Origin of the sequence: Synechococcus sp. H55.8 (assembly GCF_047462375.1) — a bacterium.
In the GTDB taxonomy this organism is placed as follows: Bacteria; Cyanobacteriota; Cyanobacteriia; order Thermostichales; family Thermostichaceae; genus Thermostichus.
On the sequence record NZ_JANSJC010000005.1, the window covers coordinates 39269 to 61058 of the forward strand.

Sequence of the window (21790 nt, forward strand, 5' to 3'; positions counted from 1 at the left end):
TCCCTGACCAAGCGGGATCCCTGGGGCGACGGCTCCCGGATTTCTGGACAACCGCTTAGCGGAAAGGCGGCGCGTACTGGATCCCACCCTGAGTGTAAGGTCGGTTCAAGCCCCGAGCCACCCCTAAGGGCGTCAAGTGCCGGTCAAAGATCTCGCCGTAGTTGCCCACCGCCTTGATGACCTTGACCACCCAATCCGGCTGCAGGCCCAGCAGCTCTCCCAGGTTGCCCTCCTGGCCCAAGAAGCGGCGAATGTCGGGATCCTCCGATTTGAGGAACTCTTCCACATTGGCGCTGGTGATCCCTTTTTCTTCCGCGTAGAAGAGGGCGTAGACCGTCCAGTTCACAATATCAGAGAAGCTCTCGTCGCCGTGAGGAACCAGAGGCCCCAACGGCTCTTTGGAGATCACCTCCGGCAAGATCACATGGTCGTCGGGAGCAGCCAAACTGGCGCGGCGGGAGATCAGAGCGCTTTGGTCGCTGGTGATGGCGTCGCAGCGGCCTTCTTCGTAAGCGTTAAAAGAGGAATCATCGCCGTCGAAGGTCACCGGTGTGAAGGCGATGCCGCGGGCCCGGAACGTATCCGCCAGGTTCAGCTCGGTGGTGGTGCCGGCAATCACACAGATGGTGGCCCCGTTCAGATCCTCCAGCTTCTGTACACCCAGACTTTTCCGCACCAAAAACCCTTGGCCGTCGTAGTAGGTGGTGGGGCCAAAAGTTACCGCCCACTCCCGATCCCGCGTCAGCGTCCAGGTGGTGTTGCGGCTGATGATATCCACTTCTCCTGCCTGAATGGCCGATTGGCGATTGGCCGCCGTCAGGTAAACGAATTGGATCTTGTCGGGATCCCCGAACAGAGCAGCCGCTACGGCGCGGCAGATGTCGATGTCGAAGCCGACATACTTGCCTTGGTCATCCAGGTTGCCAAATCCGGGCAGTTGGTTGTTTACGCCACAGATTAGCTCGCCCCGCGCCTTGATGCGGTTGGTGAGCGGCCCCAGTTGTGCCCAAGCGGGGAGCGACTGCAGGCCCACCGACAGAACCAATGCCCCGGCCAAGGGGGCCAATCCGTTCAAATGCTTCATCCAGCTCATAGAATGACCTCAATGTCAATCCTTCGTAATCTTCAGTAGTCCGTATCCACGTGGATCTACCTGGTGGATCTACTTGTTCGCCAGGCCAATGGCGTCGCACTCCTGCCACACCCCATAGAATGGTTCGCCAGAGGCGTCAATGATTTTCTCAAAGCCTTACATGTCAGGGCGTAGAGAAATGTTATGTAGGCTACGGTTATAGCTCAGCCGGTTCTGCCATGGTACCCATGCTTGCTTTGATGAAATAAAAGGGATTTATCCGCCCATGAAAGGATCCCCGCGCATGATGTCTTCACCCTCCCTGCCAACCTCAGCCGGCACCGACATCATCCAATGTGAAGATGTTCACAAATGGTACGGCGAGTTCCACGTCCTCAAGGGCATTACCACCCGCATCCGCCGCGGCGAGGTGGTGGTGGTCTGTGGGCCTTCAGGTTCGGGCAAATCGACGTTTATTCGCACCCTGAACCGCTTAGAAGAACACCAGAGAGGACGCATTGTGGTAGATGGCATTGAGTTGACCAGTGACCTGCGCAACATCGACGCCATTCGCCGCGAAGTGGGCATGGTTTTCCAGCAGTTCAACCTGTTTCCCCATCTCACGGTCTTGCAGAATGTAACCCTCGGCCCGATTCATGTGAAGAAAATGAAAAAGGCCGAGGCAGTTGAACGGGCCATGGAGCTGCTCAGGCGGGTGGGAATCGCTGAGCAAGCGGAAAAGTATCCTGGTCAACTTTCGGGGGGGCAGCAGCAGCGGGTGGCCATTGCCCGCGCCTTGGCCATGAATCCGGCGGTGATGCTTTTTGATGAGCCGACCTCGGCGTTGGATCCGGAGATGATCAAAGAGGTGCTGGACGTGATGCGGGAGCTGGCCCGCTCGGGCATGACCATGGTGTGTGTAACCCACGAAATGGGCTTTGCCCGCGAGGTGGCGGATCGAATTATTTTCTTCGACCGCGGCAAGATCGTGGAAGAAAACACCCCCCAGGAGTTTTTCAGCAACCCCAAGGAAGAGCGTTCCCGCCTTTTTTTGTCGCAGATCCTTTCCCACTAAGGGGCTACGCTTAGAGAGGCGCAAGCCGTGCCAGAAAGGCTCCCTCCGGCTCTTGGTAGAGAATTTGTCCCTGCCAGCCGTGGGCGTGGGCATAGCGCAGCAGGGTCTCCGGATCCACAAACAGCCAGGGAAAGGGATCCCCGCGCTGCCCGTTGTACTCGGCCACAAAGTTCACCACCTTGGCTTTTGCCTCGCCCGCCGCTTTCAAGTCCTTCCCCTTCTCCCAATCCTCGGCTTCAGAATCGGCTGAACTTTCTACCTGCGGCAGATCCGCCGAGCCGCCATCTTCCCTGAGGTCGCTTAGATCGGTGGAATCCACAAGCAACTGGCCGGTGGGCTGAACCCAGTGGCGGGCCAAGGTTAAAAAACGCTCCAATCCCGCCAGGGATCCCACCAGGCCGACGCCGTTCATCAGCAGCAGCAGCGTATCGAAGGGCTCCTCCGGCCCCTCCCAGGAGAACAGGTCGGCGGCAATGGGGCAGCGCACCCCCCGTTCGGCCATGATCTGCAGAGCCACCGGAGAGCGATCCAGGGCGGCCACGGCCAACCCCTCCTCCTGCAGCAGCAGGCTGTGGCGGCCTGTGCCAGCGCCAATGTCCAGCACCCGACCGCGACACAGATCCAAAGCCAGGGCCTCCACTTCCGGCAGCTCCTGGGTGAAGAACACCTCCGGCGAGACCACCTGGGGCTCCTCTGCTAGTGGGATCCCCTCGGCGCTGTAGGCGTGCAAGCGCAGGGATCCCCTGGCCTGGCCCCGGTGCCAGTCCCACAGGGCTTGCTCGAGCGGATCCTGAGGCAAAGGGTTTTCGACAACCTCTATCATGGGAAGGGAAAGCCAGCGTCTTGCCCCGATGTCGCATTGCTTGACGCCGCCGCTATCGTCCTTTTGCGATCGCTGCAGGGGTTTGGGCCCCATCTCTGCAGGCTAACCGGGAGACTGAGCCACAGCGTACACCCAGAAGAGCCTCGGCAACCCCCTCTGTTCCTGTCTCCATTGTGGAGCACCTGGAGCGCCAATACCGCAACAGCCCTTCCTACCGGCCCGATCCTTCAGGTATGCTTCAAGAAAGCTCTTGAAGATCCTTGAAGAGGGGGGTTCCAGGAGCTTCCTGAAGGTGTGAGCGATACCCCTGCTGCCCGGATTCTGCTGTTGTTCTCTTCTTTGGGGCCCATGGTTGCCAAGTCTCCGCCACCCATCGTCTACATTGCTCTGGGGCTCCTGCTCCTCTGGGGCGGTCATCGCGCTTGGCGGGCGGGCTACCTTCGCTGGCCGCCAGGGATCTCGCTGCCAGGGTTGGGCAGTAGGGCCCAGGATCTGCTCTTAACCAGCGGCGAGCGCACCCTCTTTGCCGATAGCAGCCCCGCCGCCGTGGCTGCCGCAGAGCTCATCCGCCAGGGCAATTTCAGGGCGGCGATCCCGCTCTTGGAGATGGGGCTGCAGAACAACCGCAACGACCCGGAAGCGCGCATTTTTTTGAACAACGCCCGCGCCCAGCAGCAGGGCAACCCCTTGAGCTTAGCCGTGGTGGTGCCCATCTCCAGCAACCCCAACCGCGCCAAAGAGACGCTGCGGGGCGTGGCCCAGGCCCAAGAGGAGCTTTTCCAACAGGGGGGCCTTGGGGGGCGGCTGCTGCGGGTGGTGATTGCCGACGACGGGGATAACCCGGAGCGAGCGGCGGCAGTGGCCAAAGCGCTGGTGGGCCAGCCTGAGATTTTGGGGGTGATCGGCCACAACGCCAGCGATGCTACCCTGGCGGCGGCTGAGATCTATCAGTCTGCCGGCCTGGCCATGATCTCCTCCACCTCCACCAGCACCCGCATCAGCCTGCTGGGGAACGCCATCTTTCGCACCGTCCCCTCCGACCAGATTGCTGGCACGCAACTGGCCCGCTATGTCCTTAACAAGCTGCGCCTGCAGAGGGTGGCCATCTTCTACAACCCCAACAGCGCCTACAGCACCAGCCTGCGCGACGCCTTTGCCTCCACCCTGACCAGCGAAGGGGGGATTGTGCTGGCCACCTTCGACCTAACAGCCGCCGATTTCAACCCCCAGGCCAGCCTCCAGAGTGCACTGGAGCAGGGATCCCAGGCGGCTTTCTTGGCACCCACGGCTTCCGTAGCCGAACAAGCGCTGGCCGTTGCCCGCCAGAACGCCCTCCTCGGCCAACCCCTTGCCCTGGTGGGGGGGGATGTGCTCTTCAGCCTCACCACCCTCAAGGAAGGGGGAGCAGCGGTGGAGGGCATGGTGGTGGCGGTGCCCTGGCATCCCGATCTTCTCCGCAGCCGCGGCTTTGCCCAGAAGGCAGCCCAGATGTGGGGAGGGCAGGTGAGTTGGCGCACCGCCCTGGCCTACGACGCCACCCGTGTTCTTCTCCAGGCTATTCGGCAGGGATCCCCCAGCCGCAGCGGCATTCTCACTGCCCTCGGCGACTCCAACTTCCGCTTGCCAGACGGCGCTTCCGGGGAGGTGCGCTTTTTGCCCTCCGGCGACCGCGATGCCCCCAACGTGCTGGTGCGCATTGAACGGGGCAACCGCTCCGGCACGGGCTACGACTTTGTGCCTCTCCCCTAGGGATCCCGGCAAGCGCTACAGTGGGGGATGCTCTCAACTCTCTCCATCTCCTCAGCTCGGACGGATCCCATGCCCAGCCGGATCACCGCGTGTTTCCAGGCGCTGCGCAGCCGCGGCGAAGCCGCCCTCATCCCCTACCTCACCGCCGGGGATCCCGACCTGGAAACCACCTTTGAAGCCCTGCAAGTTTTGGATCAACACGGCGCCGATCTCATCGAGTTGGGGGTGCCCTACTCGGATCCCCTGGCCGATGGGCCGGTGATCCAAGCAGCAGCTGCCCGCGCCCTCAGGCGGGGTGTTACCTTGGGTGCCATATTGCAGGGCTTGAGGTGCCTCTCCCTGCAGGCTCCCCTCATCCTCTTCACCTACTACAACCCTATCCACCAGCTCGGCCTCCCCACCTTTGTACAGCAACTGCGCCGGGCCGGCTGTGCTGGCTTAGTCGTCCCCGACCTGCCCCTGGAAGAGGCCGGATCCCTGCGGGAAGCAACGCAGGCAGAGGGGATCGACCTCATTTTACTGGTGGCCCCCACCAGCCCCGCGGAGCGGATGCGCCGTATTGCCCAACAGTCCAGCGGCTTTATCTACCTGGTCAGCACCACCGGCGTCACCGGCGAACGGGCCACCCTGGAGCAGCGGATCCCGGCCTTGCTGCAGCAGTTGCGCCAATACACCTCCCTGCCGATCGGGGTGGGCTTCGGCATCTCCACCCCCGACCAGGCCAGCCAGATCGCCCGTTGGGGAGCCGATGCCGCCATCGTGGGCAGTGCCTTCGTGCAACGGCTGGCCAAAGCCCCCACCCCCGCCCAAGGGCTACAGCAAATCGCCCACTTCTGCCGGGATCTCAAGGCTGCCCTGCAGGGGATAAGCACCCCACAACATTGACAGCCGATGGCTTTGCCGCTAGCTCAAAACAAGGGAAACGAATGTTTACCTTACGACTGAAACAAATGTTTACATCTCGTCAGCCTCCTCGCCGACCCATTGCCCGCCCGCGGCCCCATCAGAGACAGGAGATCGGCGGCTGAGCAGGCAGCTCGGCGTTGGTTTATTTGTAAATCTTTACAAAACACTCATCCCTCCCGCGCTATAAAATTGACCTGGATGCTCGGCTGTCTGAAGGTCGCAGAAGTTCTTGACCTATCTCAAAATCTGGGGCTTCGGTGGGGGTAATCTGCTCCACAGGATCCCCGGTTTTTGGGGAAACGGGATCCCACAAGAGAGCTTGGGATTCGGCTTTTGAGAGGTTCAGCCAGTCGCTCATCGCTTTTTGGAAAGACCAGAAGGAGATCCATCATGCAAGACGCCTTTACCCGGGTGATCGCTCAGGCAGATGCACGCGGCGCCTTTTTAAGTGATCAAGACTTCGACCGTCTGGCGGCTTTGGTGGCAGAGGGCAACAAGCGCCTGGATGCGGTCAACCGCATGACCAGCAACGCCGCCCAAATCGTAACCAACGCAGCTCGGTCTTTGTTTGCCCAGGAGCCGGATCTGATCGCTCCTGGGGGCAATGCCTACACCAACCGTCGCATGGCCGCCTGCCTGCGGGACATGGAGATCATCTTGCGCTACATCACCTACGCCACCCTGGCGGGGGATAGCTCGGTGCTGGAAGATCGCTGCCTCAACGGCCTGCGGGAAACCTACATTGCGCTGGGGGTGCCCACCACTTCTGTGGCCAATGGTATCGCTGCCATGAAGAAAGAAGCCCTGGCCAAGATCATGGATCCGAAAGGCATCACCCCTGGCGATTGCTCGGCGCTGCAAAGCGAGGTGGCCAGCTACTTCGACAAAGCCGCTGCCGCCATCGTCTGAGGACGGCTGGGTTGTCCCTCTTCAGACCTGTTGAATCCATCTTTCTGATTGGGTAGGTGGAGATCCTCAAGTTGGGACGTAATCCGCCATTCCTGCAGAACGTTCGTTAACAACCAAATCGATGAATTTAGGAGTTGCAAGGTGAAAACCGTCATCACTGAGGCGATTGCTTCCGCTGACAATCAAGGGCGTTTTCTCAATGCCAGCGAGCTGCAGGCGGTCAACGGCCGTTACCAGCGTGCTGCTGCTTCCCTGGAGGCGGCCCGTGTCCTGACCCAAAACCAACAAACCCTGGTGCGGGAAGCGGTGCAGGAAGTGTTCAAGCGCTTCCCCTACCTGACCCAGCCGGGCGAAATGGGCCACGGCGATGTGTTTCAGGCCAAGTGTGCCCGCGATATCGGCTACTACCTCCGCTTCATCACCTATTCTCTGGTTGCGGGCGGCACCGGCCCCCTCGATGAATACTTGGTAGCCGGGCTGCGGGAGGTGAACCGCTCCTTCAACCTCTCTCCGAGCTGGTACATTGTGGCTCTGCAGTACATGAAGAACCGCGCTCTGGGCATGCTGAGCGGCCAAGCGGCCAACGAAGCGGCCATCTACTTCGACTACGCCATCAACGCCCTCAGCTAAGGGATCCCAGGGCTAGAGATCCCCACTTGTGGGGAGTGGACGATCTCTTTCTTCGTCTTCCAGTTGTATGTCTCTCCAGAGCAGGCGGGTCTGGCCCCGCGGTTTTCGGGTTGAGTCAGCATTTTGGCTCCTCTTCAGCCGAATGGGTTGGTCGCCTGCTCTTTGTCTTAATCGTTCTGGGCATTGCCCCATGGCAGGGCGGAGCAGCCCGCAGAAGCAGCCGATATGGCTTGTCGGGTGAAGGGCGGCTCCTGCCTGTGTTCTGGACGAAACCCAATATAGATATCTGGGGAAAGCGATGTTTGGTCAAAGCACCACCGGCCCTGAAACCCTGACGGAAGCTGGCAGCCGGGTTTACAGAGTTGAGTACACCGGCCTGCTCAACCCGCCGGATGCCCTGGCCACCTCTGCCAAGGTGCGTCGCAGCACCCTGAGCACCACCGTTCCCTACAGCCGCCTGTCTGCCGAGATGCAGCGCATTCTGCGAATGGGCGGCAAAATCGTGCAGGTCATCGCTCTGGCGGGAACCGATGCCGCCTCTGCCCAAGGCAACGGTGCTGCTGAGTAAGGGCTGCGGACAGAGTTGCCCAAGGGTCATGAACAGCTCTGCAAAGGTTCGCATGGCATCCAACACGGCGGTGCTGCCGCAACAGCTCACTTGGGAGCAGGCGATAGCCCGGCTGCAGGGGGATGACCTGCAAGAGCGGTACTATGCCGCTTGGTACTTGGGCACGATTCGGGATCCGCGCGGGGTAGAGCCGTTGCTTTTGGCGTTGCAGGATGAACGGGATCGCACGGTCTTGGGGGGCTATCCGCTGCGGCGCAATGCTGCCAAGGCGCTGGGGCAAATCGGCGACGTGCGAGCCGTACCCGGCTTGATCGAGGCGCTCACCTGTACCGACTTGCATGTGCGGGAAGAGGCCGCCTATGCCTTGGCCCAGTTGGGGGACAGGCGAGCGGTGGATCCCTTGCTGGCCTTGCTGCAGTCGCGGGAGCAGGAGCAGCCCTGGGAAGCCCTTATCGAGGCGCTGGGCCAGCTCGGCGCCACCGAGGCCGAGGCGGCGATCCGGCCTTTTTTGAGCCACCCTTCGGAGCGGGTGCGTTCGGCAGCCGCCTGGGTGCTCTATCGCTTTACCCAAGCTGAGGAGCTGACCCAGGTTCTGGTGGCGCTGCTGGCTCACCCCAATTTCAGCCTGCGCCAGGCTGCTTTGTTCGACCTGGCAGAATCCGGCTGGGTGGCAGGAGCGCCGCTGTTGGCGACCGCCGATGTAGCCCTCAACCTGCGCATCAACGCTCTGAAGCGGCTGTTCGACGTGGCGCTGCAGTTGGGGCAGGTGTCGCCGGATCGGGCGGCAGCGGCGATCCTCCCGCAACTGGACAAGCTGTTCTAGTCGCTCTCCCCGGCTCCGGCTTTCGACTTCACTTCTAGCTCTGCCTATGTCCTCTTTCTCGGCTGCACAAGTGCTCCCCGCTGCTGTGGCTCAACTGGCCGCCGAGCTGGAGCAGGCCACCTCAGCAGAAGACCTGCTGCGGGTGGTGAGAGCGCTGGGATCCCTAGGCCAGGTGGAAGGGATCCCCCTGCTCATTCGCGCCTTTGGCTTCAACCGCCCTGCCGTGGGAGAAGCCGCCTTGGAAGAGGTGTTGCGCTTTGGGGAGGCGGCAGTACAGCCTTTGCTGGCTAACATCGATGGCTTCGACTACGGGGCGCGCGCCTATTCGGTGCGGGCGTTGGCCCGCATCGGCCACGGGGATGCCTATCCCTTTTTGGCGGAGGCGATTGTAGCGGACTTTGCCCCCAGCGTGCGGCGGGCGGCGACCCGTGGGCTGGGGCGGGTCGCTGCACGGCGGCCCCTCTCCGACCAAGAGCAGGCCCTGGAGCTGCTGCGTCAGTGCTTGGGCGACGCCGATTGGGGCGTCCGCTATGCCGCCGTCGGATCCCTGACGGATTTGGCTCGGCTGGGAGAGGCATCTTTGCGATCTGCCGTCGAGGCAGCCCTGCAAATGGCCTTGCAGGATGCGGATCCCTTGATTCCCCTGCGCGCCCAGTTAAGTCAGCAGGAGCTGGCAGCCGATCCATAGCCCTGTCCCCCTTTGTCGTCTCTTGTTTCTTCAAGGAGCACCACCTATGTCTCTTCCGTTGCTTGCCGATCGTCCCACCACCCAAAATGAGCGGGTGCCTCGTTACTTTGTGCCCAGCGACGAAACCCCGCCGGTCTATCGTCCTGATGACCCGACGGGCGTGGACAACATCATTCGCGCTGCCTATCGCCAAATCTTCAGCGAGCATCTGATGCTGGAGAGCTATCGACAAAAAGCTTTGGAGTCGCAGTTGCGCAACGGAGCGATTTCGGTCAAAGAGTTTGTGCGCGGCCTGGGCAAGTCGGAGGTGTACCGGGATCTGGTCATGGTTCCCAATGACAACTACCGCTTCATCGAGGTCACTTTCCAGCGCTTCCTGGGCCGGCCCACCTACAGCCAACAGGAGCGCATTAAGTACTCCATCATCGTTGCTACCCGTGGGCTGGATGGCCTCATCGACGCTGTAGTGGATAGCGAGGAGTACAACGCCGCTTTCGGGGACGATGTGGTGCCCTATCAGCGCCGTCGCCTCTCCGAAAAACCCGCTAACTTGGTGACCCCCCGCTATGGAGCCCGTTGGCGGGATGTCTCCGGCGTGAAGCGCTCGACCCGGGAAGTGGTGCGCACCTACCGTCTCACCCGCCCGCCCAAACCCGGGGATCCGGAAAACTTCCTCAACATGGCCCGCATGCTCAATCCCCAGCCGGCGGCGCGGCAAAACATCAGCGTCTTCGATCTGAAGATCCCCGACATGACCACCAGCCGCCGCTAGCACTGGACAAACTTTCCAGGACGATCCCTCGCGGGATCCGTCGGGCCGATCGATCCGATGCTGTTCGGGTAGGTCGGCTCGCGGCTGTGCTTGGGCAAGATTCGTTATAATTCTGAGTGATGCTTCTTAACACTTGGGTTGCATGAAGAATCCGGTTGTGCGGGCTTTTTTTGTTGGCAAAGCCGTAGCAGATGTTCTGCGGGAGCGTTGGGAGAGCGCCCTTGCCGACATTGCCGGAGAAGTGGGCAAGGTGTGGGCTGAGCTACAGGAGGGCTGGCAAACCTTTGCCCAGGATGTCATGACCCGAGCTGAGGCAGAAGCCTCGGTGGCTGCCCAGGAGATGGTGCCCCCTCCTTTCAAGACAGAAGATTTGCAGGCAACTCTGGACGACCTGCGGGCAGAAGTGGCGCAGTTGCGCTCCGAGTTGCAGAAATATCGGAGTCGAAACGCTTGAATGCCAGCAGACAGGGATCCCCGACTTCCCCGGGATCCCAATCGGTCAAGCCCTATACCGCCTACCGTTGGGCCCGGGAAAACTACACCCGCTGGGGCCGCCTTCTGGATATTTGGCGATTTGTGCTCACCTGGCTGTTCTACCTCTGGCTGGATCAGCACGCGTGGAGCTACGGGGGGCAGGCCACACCAGAGCGCAAGGCCAAACGCCGCCGCGCCAGAGCCATTTGGATCCGTGAAACGCTGCTCCACCTCGGCCCTACTTTTATCAAAGTGGGGCAGTTTTTCTCCACCCGCGCCGATCTCTTCCCCTCTGAATATGTCGAGGAGCTCTCCAAGCTGCAGGATCGAGTGCCTGCTTTTGGCTACGAACAGGTGGCGGCCATCGTGCAGCAGGAGCTGGGCAGGCCAATAGCCCAGATCTACAGCTATTTCGATCCCACCCCCTTGGCGGCGGCCAGCTTGGGGCAGGTGCATCGCGCCAAGCTCAAGACCGGCGAAGAGGTGGTGGTCAAGGTACAGCGCCCAGGGCTGACCCGGCTGTTCACTATCGATCTGGAGATCTGCCGCGGTATTGCCGAGTTTTTTCAGTACCGCACCCCTTGGGGCGGGCCGGGCCGGGACTGGATCGGCATCTACGAAGAGTGTCGGCGCACCCTCTGGGAAGAGGTGGACTACCTCAACGAGGGCCGCAATGCCGATACTTTTCGTCGCAATTTTCGGGACATGCCGCAAATTGCCGTCCCCAAGGTGTACTGGCGCTACACTTCCCCCCGTCTGCTGACATTGGAATACCTGCCGGGGATCAAAATCAGCGATTACGAAGCCCTGAGCGCGGCGGGGCTGAACCGCAAGGTCTTGGCCCGCTTGGGGGCAGAGGCCTATCTGCGGCAATTGCTCAAAGACGGCTTTTTTCATGCCGATCCCCATCCGGGCAACATTGCCGTCAAGCCGGATGGCACGTTGATCTTTTACGACTTCGGCATGATGGGCCGCCTGCGCTCCGATGTGAAAGAGAAGCTGATGGGCACGCTGGCAGGTGTGGTCTCCAAAAATGCCGATCGGGTGGTGGCCTCGCTGGTAGAGCTGGGGGTGCTGGTGCCCACCGCCGATCTGGCGCCGGTGCGTCGCTCCGTCCAGTACATGCTGGACCACTTTATGGATAAACCCTTTTCCAGCAACTCAGGAGCAATCTCGGTGGCGGCCATTAGCGAAGACCTCTACGAGCTGGCCTACGATCAGCCGTTTCGCTTTCCGGCTACCTTTACCTTTGTGATGCGGGCCCTAACCACGTTGGAGGGGTTGGGAAAGGGGTTGGATCCGGAGTTCGACTTTATGGAAGTGGCCAAGCCTTTCGCGGAGGAGCTGATGAGTTTAAACGGAACCGAGACCGAGACTCTCTTGGCCCAGGTTGGCCGCCAGGCGGCTGAGTTTACCAGCAGCAGCCTCAGTTTGCCCCGCCGCCTCGAATTGACCTTGAGCAAGTTGGAACAAGGAGAACTGCGCCTGCGGGTGCGATCGAGCGAGGCAGAGCGCCTGCTGCGCAAGCTGAACAGCACCGGCTTGGGGGTTATTTATGCAGTGTTGTTTGCAGCCTTCTTTCTGAGCGCAACCCAGCTCCTTTTGGCCGGACATGCTACCTTAGCCGTTATCACTTTGGTTTTGGCTGCCCTCGCTGCTCTTGCTTTAATCAGGGTACTCTTGAGGTTGAATCGGTCAGAGCGATTGATGTGATGCGACGATACGCCTGCGCTACGGATCCGGGCAAGGTTCGCAGCAGCAACCAGGATGCCTACTACTGCGATCCGGAAGGACGTTACTTCATCGTTGCCGATGGCATGGGAGGGCACGCTGCCGGGGCAACGGCTAGCTTGTTGGCCGTCGAGACCATCCGGGCCTATCTGGATCGAGGCTGGAAAAACGTGCCGGCACCCAAGTTGCTCAGCGAAGCGGTAGAAGCAGCCAACGAGGCCATCCTCAAGGACCAGCGGCAAAACCCGGAGCGGGCCGACATGGGCACCACCGTGGTGGTGGCCTTGGTGGATCCTAACAACAATTGCTGGAGCGCTCACATTGGCGATTCTCGCCTCTATCGCTTGCGGGGATCCGAGATGCAGCAGATGACGGAGGATCACACCCTGGTGGCCCGCTCGGTTCGCCAAGGGGAGTTGACTCAAGAGCAAGCCCGCGTCCACCCCTGGCGACATATTCTCGAGCGCTGCCTGGGCCGGCCCGATGCGGGGCCGCCTGCCGTGCAGCCGATTACAGTTTGTCCGGGGGATCGCCTGCTGTTGTGTAGTGACGGGCTCACCGAAGAGCTGGAGGACGAGGCTATCGCCGAGTATTGCCTGCAGGTAGAGGACTTGGAGCAGCTCCCCCGCAAGTTAATCGAGGCGGCCAAAGAGCGGGGCGGGCGAGACAACATCACGGTGGTGATCGCCGAATATGCCTAGTTGGCAGCCAGCTAGAGACGGTATTGCCGGTACACTTCGCCGGCGGCGCGGTGCAGCAGCGAGTGGCGGTACACAAGGCGGGCAAGGTCTTGGCCATAGCCGCCGCCGATGACGCAGGCGACCGGATGGCCCCGTCTCACGCAAGTATCCAGCACCTGCATGTCGCGGCGAAACAGCCCCTCGTCGCTGAGGGCCAGCTTGCCCAAGAGGTCTTCTGCGTGGGGATCCACCCCCGCGTCGTAGAGCACCAGATCGGGGCGCACCTGGGCCAAGAGATCCGGCAAGTGGTCGGCCAAGATTTGTAGATAGGCTTCGTCTTCCAGGCCCACCGGCAGAGGCACATCCAGGTCGCTCTGTTGTTTGGTGGCCGGGAAGTTGGCGGCGCAGTGCATGGAGAAGGTAAACACCCGCGGCTCGGAGCGGAAGATCCAGGCGGTGCCGTCGCCCTGGTGCACATCCAAGTCTACAATCAGAACCTTGTGCACCAGCCCCTGCTGCAGCAGGACTTGGGCGGCAATGGCCAGGTCATTGAAAATACAGAAGCCGGAGCCGTAGGTGGGAAAGGCGTGGTGGGTGCCGCCGGCGGTATTGCAAGCCAGGCCGTGGCGCAGGGCCAACTGGGCGGTCAGGACGGTGCCGCCCACGGCTCGACAGGTGCGCCGCACCAGCTCAGGGCTCCAGGGCAGGCCGATGCGCCGCTGCAGCTTGGCTTCCAGGGATCCCTCACAGTAGGCCCGCACGTACTCTGGCGTGTGCACCGATTCGATCCAAGCCAGGGGAGGCAGCTCCGGCTGATGCACTTGCTGAGAGCGGATCACCCCTTCCCGCAGCAGCAGCTCGTGCAGGAGGCGGAATTTGGGCATAGGAAAGCGATGGCCCGGCGGCAGGGGGGCGCTGTAGTCGGGGTGGTAAACGACGGGCAAAGACATTCAAAGCAACCGGATTGACGGCGGTGGGCATAGCCTATGACAGCTTCAGTGCTTATGGTAGAGGTAGCCCGCTCCTGTCAGATCCCTGCGGAAGTCTTGCTCTGTTCTCTTCTCTGGATTGCCGCGATTTCCTATGTTCACTTCCTCGGATCCCTTTTTGGATCGCCTCTTGGCCCAGCGCTATCGCCTCACCCATCTGCTGGGGCAAGGAGGCATGGGGCGGGTCTATTTGGCCCAAGATCTGCTCTTTGGCGGGGTGGAAGTGGCCGTTAAGCTGCTCTCCCAGCCGGCAATGGACGAGCAGGCCCGCCTGCGCTTCGAGCGGGAAGCGAAAGCCTGCGCCGCTTTGGGCCAAAAGAGCCTGCACATTGTCAAGGTGAGCGACTACGGCATCACTGCCGATGAGGTGCCCTTCTATGTGATGGAATACCTGAACGGCCAAACCCTCAAGGATATTCTGGCGGCGGGACCTCTGCCTCTGGAGCGCTTTTTTCGGCTGGCCCGCCAAATTGGCCTGGGGCTCAAAGCAGCCCACGAAGGGATCCTCTTGGAAGGGCAGCGGATCCAGGTCATCCACCGCGACCTCAAGCCGGCCAACGTGATCGTGGTGGCCGACGAGAGCTTGGGGGAGCTGGCGAAGCTGGTGGATTTCGGCATTGCCAAGCTGCTCAACACCCGTGAGTCGCTGAGCCTCACCCACGCCTACTTGGGGACGCTGGCCTACTCCTCCCCAGAGCAATTGGAAGGGTTGCCGCTGGATGCCCGCTCCGACATCTACAGCTTCGGGATCATCCTCTACCAGATGGCGTCCGGCCAGATGCCCCTCCAGCCCACCACGGAATCTTTCCCGGGCTGGTACCAGGCCCACCACAAGCAGCGCCCCCTGCCTCTGGAAGAGCTGGGACTGCCCGCTGGCCTCTCCGACCTCATCCTCAGTTGTTTGGCCAAAGATCCAGCCGCCCGTCCGCCCACGGTGGCCAATGTGTTGGCAGAGCTGGAGCGCATCCAAGCCGGGATCCAAAGTTCCGCCCCTGTTGCCTTTCCATCGCCAGGGATCCGTGGCGCCTCGCTTCGGGATCCTGCTCCTTTAGCCACAGCCGGCACGCTGCGTCTCAGGCCCGTGACAGGGGCCACTGCGGCGGAAAACAGGGGACCCCTGCGCCTGATCCCCTTCTTGGCGGGCGGTTTGCTGGGTTTGGCTTTGGTGAGTTGGGGGTTGGGGCGGTTTCTGCAGCGCCCTGCGGCTCCGGTGATCTCCGGCTCTCGCCCCTCGCCAGCTCCCACGGAGTTAGAGGATGAGCGCCCCGGAGCGGGTGCGCAGCCCGATACGGCCCCTGAACCTCTTGCTCTGGATCTGGGCGGCGGCGAGACGGTTCGGGATCCGGCGCCGGAGCTGGAGCCCTACGCCAGCAGCGAGCCGGTGTTGCGCGCCTTCCCTCTCCAGACTTCCCGCGAGGTGGTGCGGGCCGCCCTGGGATCCCCCAGCCAGCAGGGGCGGGGCGCCTGGCCCAACACCGTGTACGACCTGTACCGCTTGGGCGGCATGAACTTGAGCCTCACCTACGACGAATCCAGCCTGGCGCTGCAACAAATCGAGGCCACCATCGCCGACGACGTGCCCGCCCCGCAGGCGGAAGGGCTGCTGGAAGACATGCTGCAGGCCCCCTTGCCCCCCCAGTTGCAGCGAGAACTGCAGGCGGTGCGGGAAAACCGTTCTGAGCGCGTCCAGTTCCGCTCCGGCTCTTGGTCTGGCCTCGTCGAGCGCACCCCCCAGGGCCACCTCTACCTGGCCGTTTGGGATCCCCCGCCCAGCCCTTCACCTTCCCCGCCCACCGTCCCCGTTGCCCAGCCCCGTCCGGCCCCCGCCGGCCCTCCTCCCGGCCAGACCCTGCAGGAGCTGCTGCGCCGCTCACGGGAATTGCGGGGAGATTGAGCCATGTCTGCTTCCGAAGACAAAAAGTCGCTGTTGAACACCGTTGTCCACTTCTTCAAAACCCTGGCAATGGGGCGGCCTTTCCCTGCTGGGCCCACTGCCCTCCTCAAGCCCCCCGACCCTCCCCCGCCCAAGCGCCCGGTGCGCCTGCGGATTACTTGGCCGGGAGAAGCTCCCCAGGTGTTTGTCCTGCAGGGATCCGACATTCTGGGTCGCAGCCAGACGGTGGCCACCATCCGCATCCCCGCCCCTGCGGTGAGCCATCTGCACGCCTGCGTTCGCCCGCGTCCGGGTTGGCGTCTGCCCGGCCTGGGGTGGCGGATCCCGTTGCCCCCGATTCTCTACTGGCTGGGGTGGAACGCCGGTCGCTACCAACTGGAAGATCAAGACTCCACCAACGGCGTCTTTCGCCTCAAGCCCTTTGGCGGCGCCGAGCGGGTGCGGCGGGTGATCCTGCGCCATGGCCAGCGACTCAGCCTTGGCCCGCCCCGGGATCCGGAGAGCGTGTTTATTCAAGTGTTGGATCCACCGCCGCCGCAGGTGTACGGGGTGCGCGGCTGCCTGATCCTGATGGCGCTCTTGGGGCTGGGGGCGAGGATTTGGATCGGCCACGAGTGGAGCAAGTTCTCAGTAGAACCGCCGCTCGCCGCCGATCGCAACCCCCTCATCGTCCTGGCCGGGGATCGGCAAACCGAACTGCGCCGCCACCAGGGGGATACCTACCGGGAGCTGCCCAACCTGGAGGCCTTCGGCCCGATTCTGCCCAAGGTGGTGGTGGCCGCCGAAGATCACCGCTTCTACTCCCACTTCGGGGTCGATCTGCTGGGCATTGGCCGCGCCTTTTGGGTCAACCTGCGCTCCGGGGAAGTGCAGCAGGGGGGCAGCTCCATCAGCCAGCAACTGGCCCGCACCGTGTTGCGCGACTACACCGGCTCAGGCAACACCTTTGGCCGCAAGCTGCGGGAGGCTGTTGCCGCCCTCAAGCTGGAGCGGCGCTACAGCAAAGACGAAATCCTCACCCTCTACCTCAACAACGTCTACCTGGGCAACGGCATCTACGGCTTTGAGACCGCCGCCCAGTTCTACTTCGGGATCCCCAGCCGCCAGCTCAGCCTTTCCGAAGCCGCCACCCTGGCCGCCATCCTGCCTGCTCCCAATGCCTTTAACCCCATCGCCAACTACGATGCCGCCGTGCGGGGCCGGGATCGGGTGTTGGATCGCCTCAGCGAGCTCCAAGTCTTCCCAGAAGAGGAGATTCGGCGGGCCCGGCGCAGCCGCCTCACCCTCAACCCCAATCTGCGCTCCCAGACCTCGACGGTTGCCCCTTACTTCTACAGCACCGTCTTCCAGGAGCTGCGGCAGCTTCTGGGCCAAGACCTCTCGGCAGAGGGCAACTTCATCATCGAGACCACACTGCATTTGCCCTACCAGCGGCTGGCGGAGCAGGCCCTGGCCCAAACGGTGCGCGAGGCGGGCTCCCGCCTGGGCTTCAGTCAGGGTGCCCTAGTCAGCCTCGACAGCCGCAACGGCGAGATCTTAGCTCTCGTGGGCGGGATCGACTACAACGCCAGCCCCTTCAACCGGGCTACCCAAGCCCAACGGCAGCCGGGATCCACCTTCAAAGTCTTCACCTACGCCGCCGCCCTCAGCCAGGGGATCCCGCTTTCGCAGGTGCTCTCCTGTGAGCCGCTTACTTGGGGCAACCTCACCTTTCAGGGCTGCCGCTCGGGAAGTGCCCCCATGGACTTGGCCCGCGGCTTGATCCTCTCCGAAAACGTAATCGCCCTGCGGTTGGCCCAACAGGTGGGGCTGGAGCAGGTGGTGGCCATGGCGCGGCAAATGGGGATCCAATCCCCCTTGCAGCCCTATCCTTCCCTGGTACTCGGCACGATGGAGGTGAACCTGCTGGAGCTGACCGCGGCCTTTGCTCCTTTGGCCAATCGCGGCCTTTGGTCCAGGCCCCACACCATCCGCCGCATCCTGGATAGCAGCGATTGCGCCAACCCCGACGACTTTCGCACCTGCCGCGAGATCTACCCAGGCCGCGAGGATCCCCGCTCGCAGCGGCTGGTTTTGTCGGCAAGCGTCGCCCAGCAGATGACCGCCGTATTGCAAGGCGTGATCCGCTCCGGCACCGGCACCGCCGCTCGCCTTGGGATCGGAGAAGCGGGCAAAACCGGCACCACCACCGCCAACAAGGATCTGCTCTTTATCGGCTACACACCCAACCCGCCTCTGGTAACCGGCATTTGGCTGGGCAATGATGACTCCAGCCCAACGCGAGGGAGTAGCGGCATCGCCGCTCAAACTTGGGGAAGTTACATGAGGCAAGTCATTCAATAGCTCGCCAAAGCCAATCAGACAACTCCACATCCCGACAACTCGACAAATAGACGCTTTGCCTCCCTCACCCCCAGCCCTCACCCCCGGCCCCTCTCCCAGAGGGAGAGGGGAGTTAGAGCGGCGCGTCCGCGACAGCGTTGCGGAGCAATAACGACGTGGAGAAACGTTTCATTGCTATTTGAAATGGCTATAAGCTGGAAAAGGCTGTAACCTAAGCCGATTAAGTCTTCGGGCTGTTGTCAGAACTGTCTCTGAAGTCCGAGTAACAGAAACGGGGAAGATCAGCAGGATTTGCGGAGAATGGTCGCGATCTGGATTAGGGCTTCTTGAAACACCTCTCGCTCTGGCTGACCTTGCTTGAGCTGGTATTCCAGTTGCAAAAGTTGCTGCATTGCCTTCAGCAGAGCTGCGCTTTCCAGGGATCCCACCTCTTTCTGTAAAAAGTAAACTCGGTTGGGGTTGGCGATCTCTGCTTTTTGGGCGATGACTTTGGGATCCCGTTCTCCCTCCTCCAGCAGCAGCCGTACCCACAGCCAGGTGCGGAATTGGCCCACCAACACTGCCAGGATCTTCAGGGCCGGCTCGTTGTGATCCAGCAGATGGGCCAGGATGGGCAGGGCCTGATCCAAGTTGCCCTGGCGCAGGGCGGCCGCCAGTTGAAAGCTGTTGTAGGCGCTGGCGGGAACCAAGGCCTCGATTTGCTCAGGGGAGATGGGATCCTCTTGAGCGGCTGTAAACAGAGCCAGCTTTTCCAATTCCATCGCCAAGCGGCGGGAGTCGTTGCCCACCGCCTCGGCCAACTTCTGGGCTGCCGCCGGGCTGAGCTTGAGATGCCGTTGCCGGGCTTCGCTGTATACCTGTCTAAGAATGCCCTCTTCATCCCAGGGAGGCAGTTGGGGAAACTCGCGGACGATGGCCACTTTCTTGAGGATTTTGGTGGATTTGAGGCGTCCGTCCGGCTTGCTGCTGCTGGTTAACAGCAAATGTGTCGTGGGGGGCAACTGGGCCAGGGTGCGCTCCACTGCTTCCCACAGCTCTTCCGGGCAATGTTGGGTGAGTGTCGTCTCCTCCAGCCAAACCAGGCGGGCGTTGGATCCCAGGGGCGGCGTCATGGCCTGGCTGAGGCCGACAAGCGTCGATTCCGGTGGCAGGCGATCGTAATTAAAAGCAGCCCAATCGGGATCCAGCACTTGATCCCGCAACTGCTGCACCGCCTGCATCAGCCGATAGGTGTCATCTCCCCAGTAAAGGTAGACGGGCATAATACCCTAGCCCCCTCATCAACGCTCTGGCTGGATCCCTGGCCAACCTGTTTGATTGAGGCGGCTGCAGATCCCAGCAAGTTGCTCAGCCTCCGCAGAGCCGCCACTGCAACTGGTCTCCAGCCCTTTTCCGTGGTTTCTCTAGGCGTTATTTTACGTAAATCAACGCGCATGCTCCCGCCCTTTGTCCGGGATCCCCCAGAAAAAACCGGGCCAGGTTCAAGCCTCTTCCCTCTCTCTGAAAAAAGGTGCCAGCTTTGCATGATCTTTGATTTGGCCCTAGCTTGGCAAATTCTGTGTTCCCACTGAAGAAAGATCATCAATCTTCTCCTAGATTGAGCTTAGGGATAGGCATCGGGAGGGGGTCGCGAACGATGGACACCATTGGCGAACTGGAGTTCAAGGTACAGGTTCTGGCTCGCTGCCTGGGATCTGCTTTGGGTTTAGGCCGTCCTACCCGTGTTCAGATTCATTATTGCGATCCTCAAACCTTGAATGCAGACAAATCGGGATCGGTGATTTCTCCTTTCAATTCCCAAGAAGTTAAGGGATCTCAGTTTCGCCCGTTGGCCTCGGTTGCCTAAGTGATGTTTCGAGCTTGGTCTCGACAAGGCTATCAAAATCTCTGGATACCTCTCGGCCAAAAAGAGACGGGTGGGCAGTTTAATGGGGGGATAATTCCCCCCAAAGTTGTTTCGTCTTGGGCTGCCTCTAAAACAACCAGTCCTGAAGCCAAGCCCAGGAAGAAAAGATTAGCCTTCTAGAAAGGGGATCCCTCTTGCCTTCCCGCCCTTGCTCCTGTCCGCTGGGGATATAAACTCGGAAGATGAGCTGAAGCCTAGGGTGTTGGAAGGAGTCATGCAACGAGCAACGCAAGCATGGCGCGGCCTGCTGCTGCGGGATTTCTCTATCGAGTCCTGGTGGCAGGGCAGCCTTTTGAGCCGAGTGTCGGGATCCCTGCGGCAGTGGGGCAAAAGCAGCCGGCTCGTCCAAACCTTGGATTGGATCGGTTTGGGCCTGGTGCTGCTCTACTGGTTTTTTTCGGCCCAAAGCTCCACCGGCATCCTAGGTCTGATTTTGCTGGCTATGGCGGCGCTTGTGGTCTTGGGCTGGCTGGTGGAAACCCCGAATTGGCTGCCCGTCCATCTGCCCCTAGGCCTGTTTTGGGGCATAGCCACCCTGGCCACAATCCTGTCGCCGGTTCCCTATGCAGCGCGGGACGGCTGGCTGAAGTTGACGCTCTACCTGGCCGGCTATCTGCTGCTGCAGCGTCTGCTTCGCCAACTGCAGTTCCGGGATTGGATCGTCGGATCCCTGCTCTTGGTCAGCTTGGGGATGGGGGTCTATGGCCTGCGGCAATACTTTTACGGGGCTGCCGAGCTAGCCACCTGGGTGGATCCGGAATCGGGCTTGGCAGGCCTGACGCGGGTGTACAGCTTTCTGCGCAACCCCAATTTGTATGGGGGCTACCTGGTTCCGCTCCTCCCTCTGGGGCTGGCTGCCATTTGCATCTGGCCGGGCTGGGGGATCAAGCTCTTGGTTGGGTTTACAACCGCCGTCAACTTCATCTGCCTGATGCTGACCTACAGCCGCGGCGCCTGGATTGGCGGCCTAGCAGCGCTGGGAATGATGGCGGTGCTGCTGGCGCAATGGCAAACCCCCCACTTGCCAGCCCGTTGGCGACGTTGGACGCTGCCGGCTCTGTTGGGAGGGGGGGCAGCCACGTTGTTGCTTGCGATCGTAACAGTACGCCCCCTGCGGCTGCGGGCTCAGAGCCTCTTTTGGGGACGGCTGGACACCAGCAACAATTTTCGCCTCAACGTCTGGGCCGCCGCGCTGGACATGATCCGCGACTTTCCCATCTTGGGGATCGGCCCCGGCAATGTCGCCTTCAACCGCGTCTATCCCCTCTACCAGCGGGGCAACTTCAGCGCCCTTGGGGCCTACTCGGTGCCGCTGCAACTCGCCGTGGAGACAGGCTTCATCGGATCCCTGGCTTTTGCCTGGTTTTTGCTGGTGCTCTGGGATCACGGCTGGAGAGGCTGGAACACTTTGCTCAGCTCCCGGGATCCCGAGGGCCTGTGGGTGGCAGCAGGCTTAGCGGCTTGCACCGGCATGATGGCCCACGGCCTAGTGGATACCATCTGGTACCGTCCCCAGGTACAAATGCTGTGGTGGCTGGCGGTGGCCCTCGTCACAGCCAGTCTGGGTTCTCCTCGATCCTCAACGGCCGCTGAAAGACCCAGCTCGTGAGATGCCGGCGCGGACTTCTTAGAGTGGCCCGGGCTTGGCCTTCTGGTCTTGACGAGAGCAAATCTAGAGTGGTAGGCATTCTCAGTAGAGGAACGAAAATGTATCTAGATTTACAATTTGCAGGTTTTAGTAGTGTTAGAAATTAGCGG

At 61.5% G+C, this 21790-nt stretch carries 19 protein-coding genes; 15 read left to right on the forward strand and 4 right to left on the reverse strand.

Going from position 1 to position 21790, the window contains the following annotated elements; all coding sequences use genetic code 11:
• Positions 1–55 precede the first annotated feature (55 nt).
• The gene (locus NW862_RS03585; RefSeq protein ID WP_414332370.1) at positions 56–1084 is read right to left on the reverse strand and encodes an amino acid ABC transporter substrate-binding protein; all 1029 of its coding nucleotides are present in this window, start codon (positions 1082–1084) and stop codon (positions 56–58) included.
• A 274-nt stretch (positions 1085–1358) separates the two neighbouring features.
• Here NW862_RS03585 and NW862_RS03590 point away from each other — a divergent pair, with 274 nt between their 5' ends.
• The gene (locus NW862_RS03590; RefSeq protein WP_414332372.1) at positions 1359–2147 is read left to right on the forward strand and encodes an amino acid ABC transporter ATP-binding protein; all 789 of its coding nucleotides are present in this window, start codon (positions 1359–1361) and stop codon (positions 2145–2147) included.
• Positions 2148–2157: 10 nt separating this feature from the next.
• Here the strand turns inward: NW862_RS03590 and NW862_RS03595 are convergent, their stop codons facing one another.
• On the reverse strand, positions 2158–3063 hold the full coding sequence (locus NW862_RS03595; RefSeq protein ID WP_414426928.1) for a class I SAM-dependent methyltransferase: 906 nt from the start codon (positions 3061–3063) through the stop codon (positions 2158–2160).
• 201 nt (positions 3064–3264) lie between these two features.
• Here NW862_RS03595 and NW862_RS03600 point away from each other — a divergent pair, with 201 nt between their 5' ends.
• From NW862_RS03600 to NW862_RS03650, 11 genes are all read left to right on the forward strand, one after another.
• Positions 3265–4719: an ABC transporter substrate-binding protein gene (locus tag NW862_RS03600; RefSeq protein WP_414426929.1), complete on the forward strand. Its 1455-nt coding sequence runs from the start codon at positions 3265–3267 to the stop codon at positions 4717–4719.
• Positions 4720–4788: 69 nt separating this feature from the next.
• A complete protein-coding gene (gene trpA, locus NW862_RS03605; RefSeq protein WP_414332452.1) occupies positions 4789–5604 on the forward strand; it encodes a tryptophan synthase subunit alpha in 816 nt (271 codons plus the stop codon).
• Between the two features lie 408 nt (positions 5605–6012).
• The gene (locus NW862_RS03610; RefSeq protein ID WP_304411987.1) at positions 6013–6534 is read left to right on the forward strand and encodes a phycocyanin subunit beta; all 522 of its coding nucleotides are present in this window, start codon (positions 6013–6015) and stop codon (positions 6532–6534) included.
• Positions 6535–6675: 141 nt separating this feature from the next.
• On the forward strand, positions 6676–7164 hold the full coding sequence (locus NW862_RS03615; protein ID WP_414332378.1) for a phycocyanin subunit alpha: 489 nt from the start codon (positions 6676–6678) through the stop codon (positions 7162–7164).
• Between the two features lie 298 nt (positions 7165–7462).
• Positions 7463–7732, forward strand: coding sequence for a phycobilisome linker polypeptide (locus NW862_RS03620; protein ID WP_414332380.1), 270 nt, complete (start codon positions 7463–7465; stop codon positions 7730–7732).
• Between the two features lie 52 nt (positions 7733–7784).
• The gene (locus tag NW862_RS03625) at positions 7785–8555 is read left to right on the forward strand and encodes a HEAT repeat domain-containing protein (protein ID WP_414332382.1); all 771 of its coding nucleotides are present in this window, start codon (positions 7785–7787) and stop codon (positions 8553–8555) included.
• Between the two features lie 46 nt (positions 8556–8601).
• Positions 8602–9243 (forward strand): HEAT repeat domain-containing protein, encoded by a 642-nt coding sequence (locus tag NW862_RS03630; RefSeq protein WP_414332384.1) that lies wholly within the window; start codon positions 8602–8604, stop codon positions 9241–9243.
• Positions 9244–9289: 46 nt separating this feature from the next.
• Positions 9290–10015, forward strand: a complete 726-nt coding sequence (locus NW862_RS03635) for a phycobilisome rod-core linker polypeptide (protein WP_414332386.1) — start codon at positions 9290–9292, stop codon at positions 10013–10015.
• 142 nt (positions 10016–10157) lie between these two features.
• Positions 10158–10469: a DUF6825 family protein gene (locus NW862_RS03640; RefSeq protein ID WP_414332387.1), complete on the forward strand. Its 312-nt coding sequence runs from the start codon at positions 10158–10160 to the stop codon at positions 10467–10469.
• Positions 10466–12202 carry an ABC1 kinase family protein gene (locus NW862_RS03645; RefSeq protein ID WP_414348506.1) on the forward strand — a complete coding sequence of 579 codons (1737 nt, stop codon included), beginning with the start codon at positions 10466–10468 and terminating at the stop codon, positions 12200–12202. Before NW862_RS03640 ends, NW862_RS03645 begins: the two co-directional genes overlap by 4 nt.
• Entirely contained in the window at positions 12202–12921 is a 720-nt protein-coding gene (locus NW862_RS03650; protein ID WP_414332391.1) for a Stp1/IreP family PP2C-type Ser/Thr phosphatase, read from the forward strand. Before NW862_RS03645 ends, NW862_RS03650 begins: the two co-directional genes overlap by 1 nt.
• 11 nt (positions 12922–12932) lie before the next feature.
• Here NW862_RS03650 and NW862_RS03655 read toward each other — a convergent pair whose 3' ends face one another.
• The gene (locus NW862_RS03655; protein ID WP_414332393.1) at positions 12933–13850 is read right to left on the reverse strand and encodes a histone deacetylase; all 918 of its coding nucleotides are present in this window, start codon (positions 13848–13850) and stop codon (positions 12933–12935) included.
• Positions 13851–13983: 133 nt separating this feature from the next.
• On the opposite strand from NW862_RS03655, the gene NW862_RS03660 reads away from it, so the two are divergent.
• Positions 13984–15783: a protein kinase domain-containing protein gene (locus NW862_RS03660; protein ID WP_414426930.1), complete on the forward strand. Its 1800-nt coding sequence runs from the start codon at positions 13984–13986 to the stop codon at positions 15781–15783.
• Positions 15784–15786: 3 nt separating this feature from the next.
• The gene (locus NW862_RS03665) at positions 15787–18126 is read left to right on the forward strand and encodes a transglycosylase domain-containing protein (protein WP_414337885.1); all 2340 of its coding nucleotides are present in this window, start codon (positions 15787–15789) and stop codon (positions 18124–18126) included.
• A 281-nt stretch (positions 18127–18407) separates the two neighbouring features.
• Here NW862_RS03665 and holA read toward each other — a convergent pair whose 3' ends face one another.
• Positions 18408–19388: a DNA polymerase III subunit delta gene (holA, locus tag NW862_RS03670; protein ID WP_414332399.1), complete on the reverse strand. Its 981-nt coding sequence runs from the start codon at positions 19386–19388 to the stop codon at positions 18408–18410.
• Positions 19389–20246: 858 nt separating this feature from the next.
• Here holA and NW862_RS03675 point away from each other — a divergent pair.
• Positions 20247–21641 carry an IctB family putative bicarbonate transporter gene (locus NW862_RS03675; protein WP_414332401.1) on the forward strand — a complete coding sequence of 465 codons (1395 nt, stop codon included), beginning with the start codon at positions 20247–20249 and terminating at the stop codon, positions 21639–21641.
• The last annotated feature ends 149 nt before the right edge of the window (positions 21642–21790 follow it).

Bases quoted from the DNA above. Each gene is read 5' to 3' on its own strand.
- NW862_RS03655 (WP_414332393.1), bottom strand. From the start codon at position 13,850: ATGTCTTTGCCCGTCGTTTACCACCCCGACTACAGCGCCCCCCTGCCG.
- NW862_RS03665 (WP_414337885.1), top strand. From the start codon at position 15,787: ATGTCTGCTTCCGAAGACAAAAAGTCGCTGTTGAACACCGTTGTCCAC.
- NW862_RS03585 (WP_414332370.1), bottom strand. From the start codon at position 1,084: ATGAAGCATTTGAACGGATTGGCCCCCTTGGCCGGGGCATTGGTTCTG.
- NW862_RS03640 (WP_414332387.1), top strand. From the start codon at position 10,158: ATGAAGAATCCGGTTGTGCGGGCTTTTTTTGTTGGCAAAGCCGTAGCA.
- NW862_RS03675 (WP_414332401.1), top strand. From the start codon at position 20,247: ATGCAACGAGCAACGCAAGCATGGCGCGGCCTGCTGCTGCGGGATTTC.
- NW862_RS03620 (WP_414332380.1), top strand. From the start codon at position 7,463: ATGTTTGGTCAAAGCACCACCGGCCCTGAAACCCTGACGGAAGCTGGC.
- NW862_RS03660 (WP_414426930.1), top strand. From the start codon at position 13,984: ATGTTCACTTCCTCGGATCCCTTTTTGGATCGCCTCTTGGCCCAGCGC.
- NW862_RS03630 (WP_414332384.1), top strand. From the start codon at position 8,602: ATGTCCTCTTTCTCGGCTGCACAAGTGCTCCCCGCTGCTGTGGCTCAA.
- NW862_RS03590 (WP_414332372.1), top strand. From the start codon at position 1,359: ATGAAAGGATCCCCGCGCATGATGTCTTCACCCTCCCTGCCAACCTCA.
- NW862_RS03635 (WP_414332386.1), top strand. From the start codon at position 9,290: ATGTCTCTTCCGTTGCTTGCCGATCGTCCCACCACCCAAAATGAGCGG.
- NW862_RS03625 (WP_414332382.1), top strand. From the start codon at position 7,785: ATGGCATCCAACACGGCGGTGCTGCCGCAACAGCTCACTTGGGAGCAG.
- trpA (WP_414332452.1), top strand. From the start codon at position 4,789: ATGCCCAGCCGGATCACCGCGTGTTTCCAGGCGCTGCGCAGCCGCGGC.
- holA (WP_414332399.1), bottom strand. From the start codon at position 19,388: ATGCCCGTCTACCTTTACTGGGGAGATGACACCTATCGGCTGATGCAG.
- NW862_RS03650 (WP_414332391.1), top strand. From the start codon at position 12,202: ATGCGACGATACGCCTGCGCTACGGATCCGGGCAAGGTTCGCAGCAGC.
- NW862_RS03595 (WP_414426928.1), bottom strand. From the start codon at position 3,063: ATGGGGCCCAAACCCCTGCAGCGATCGCAAAAGGACGATAGCGGCGGC.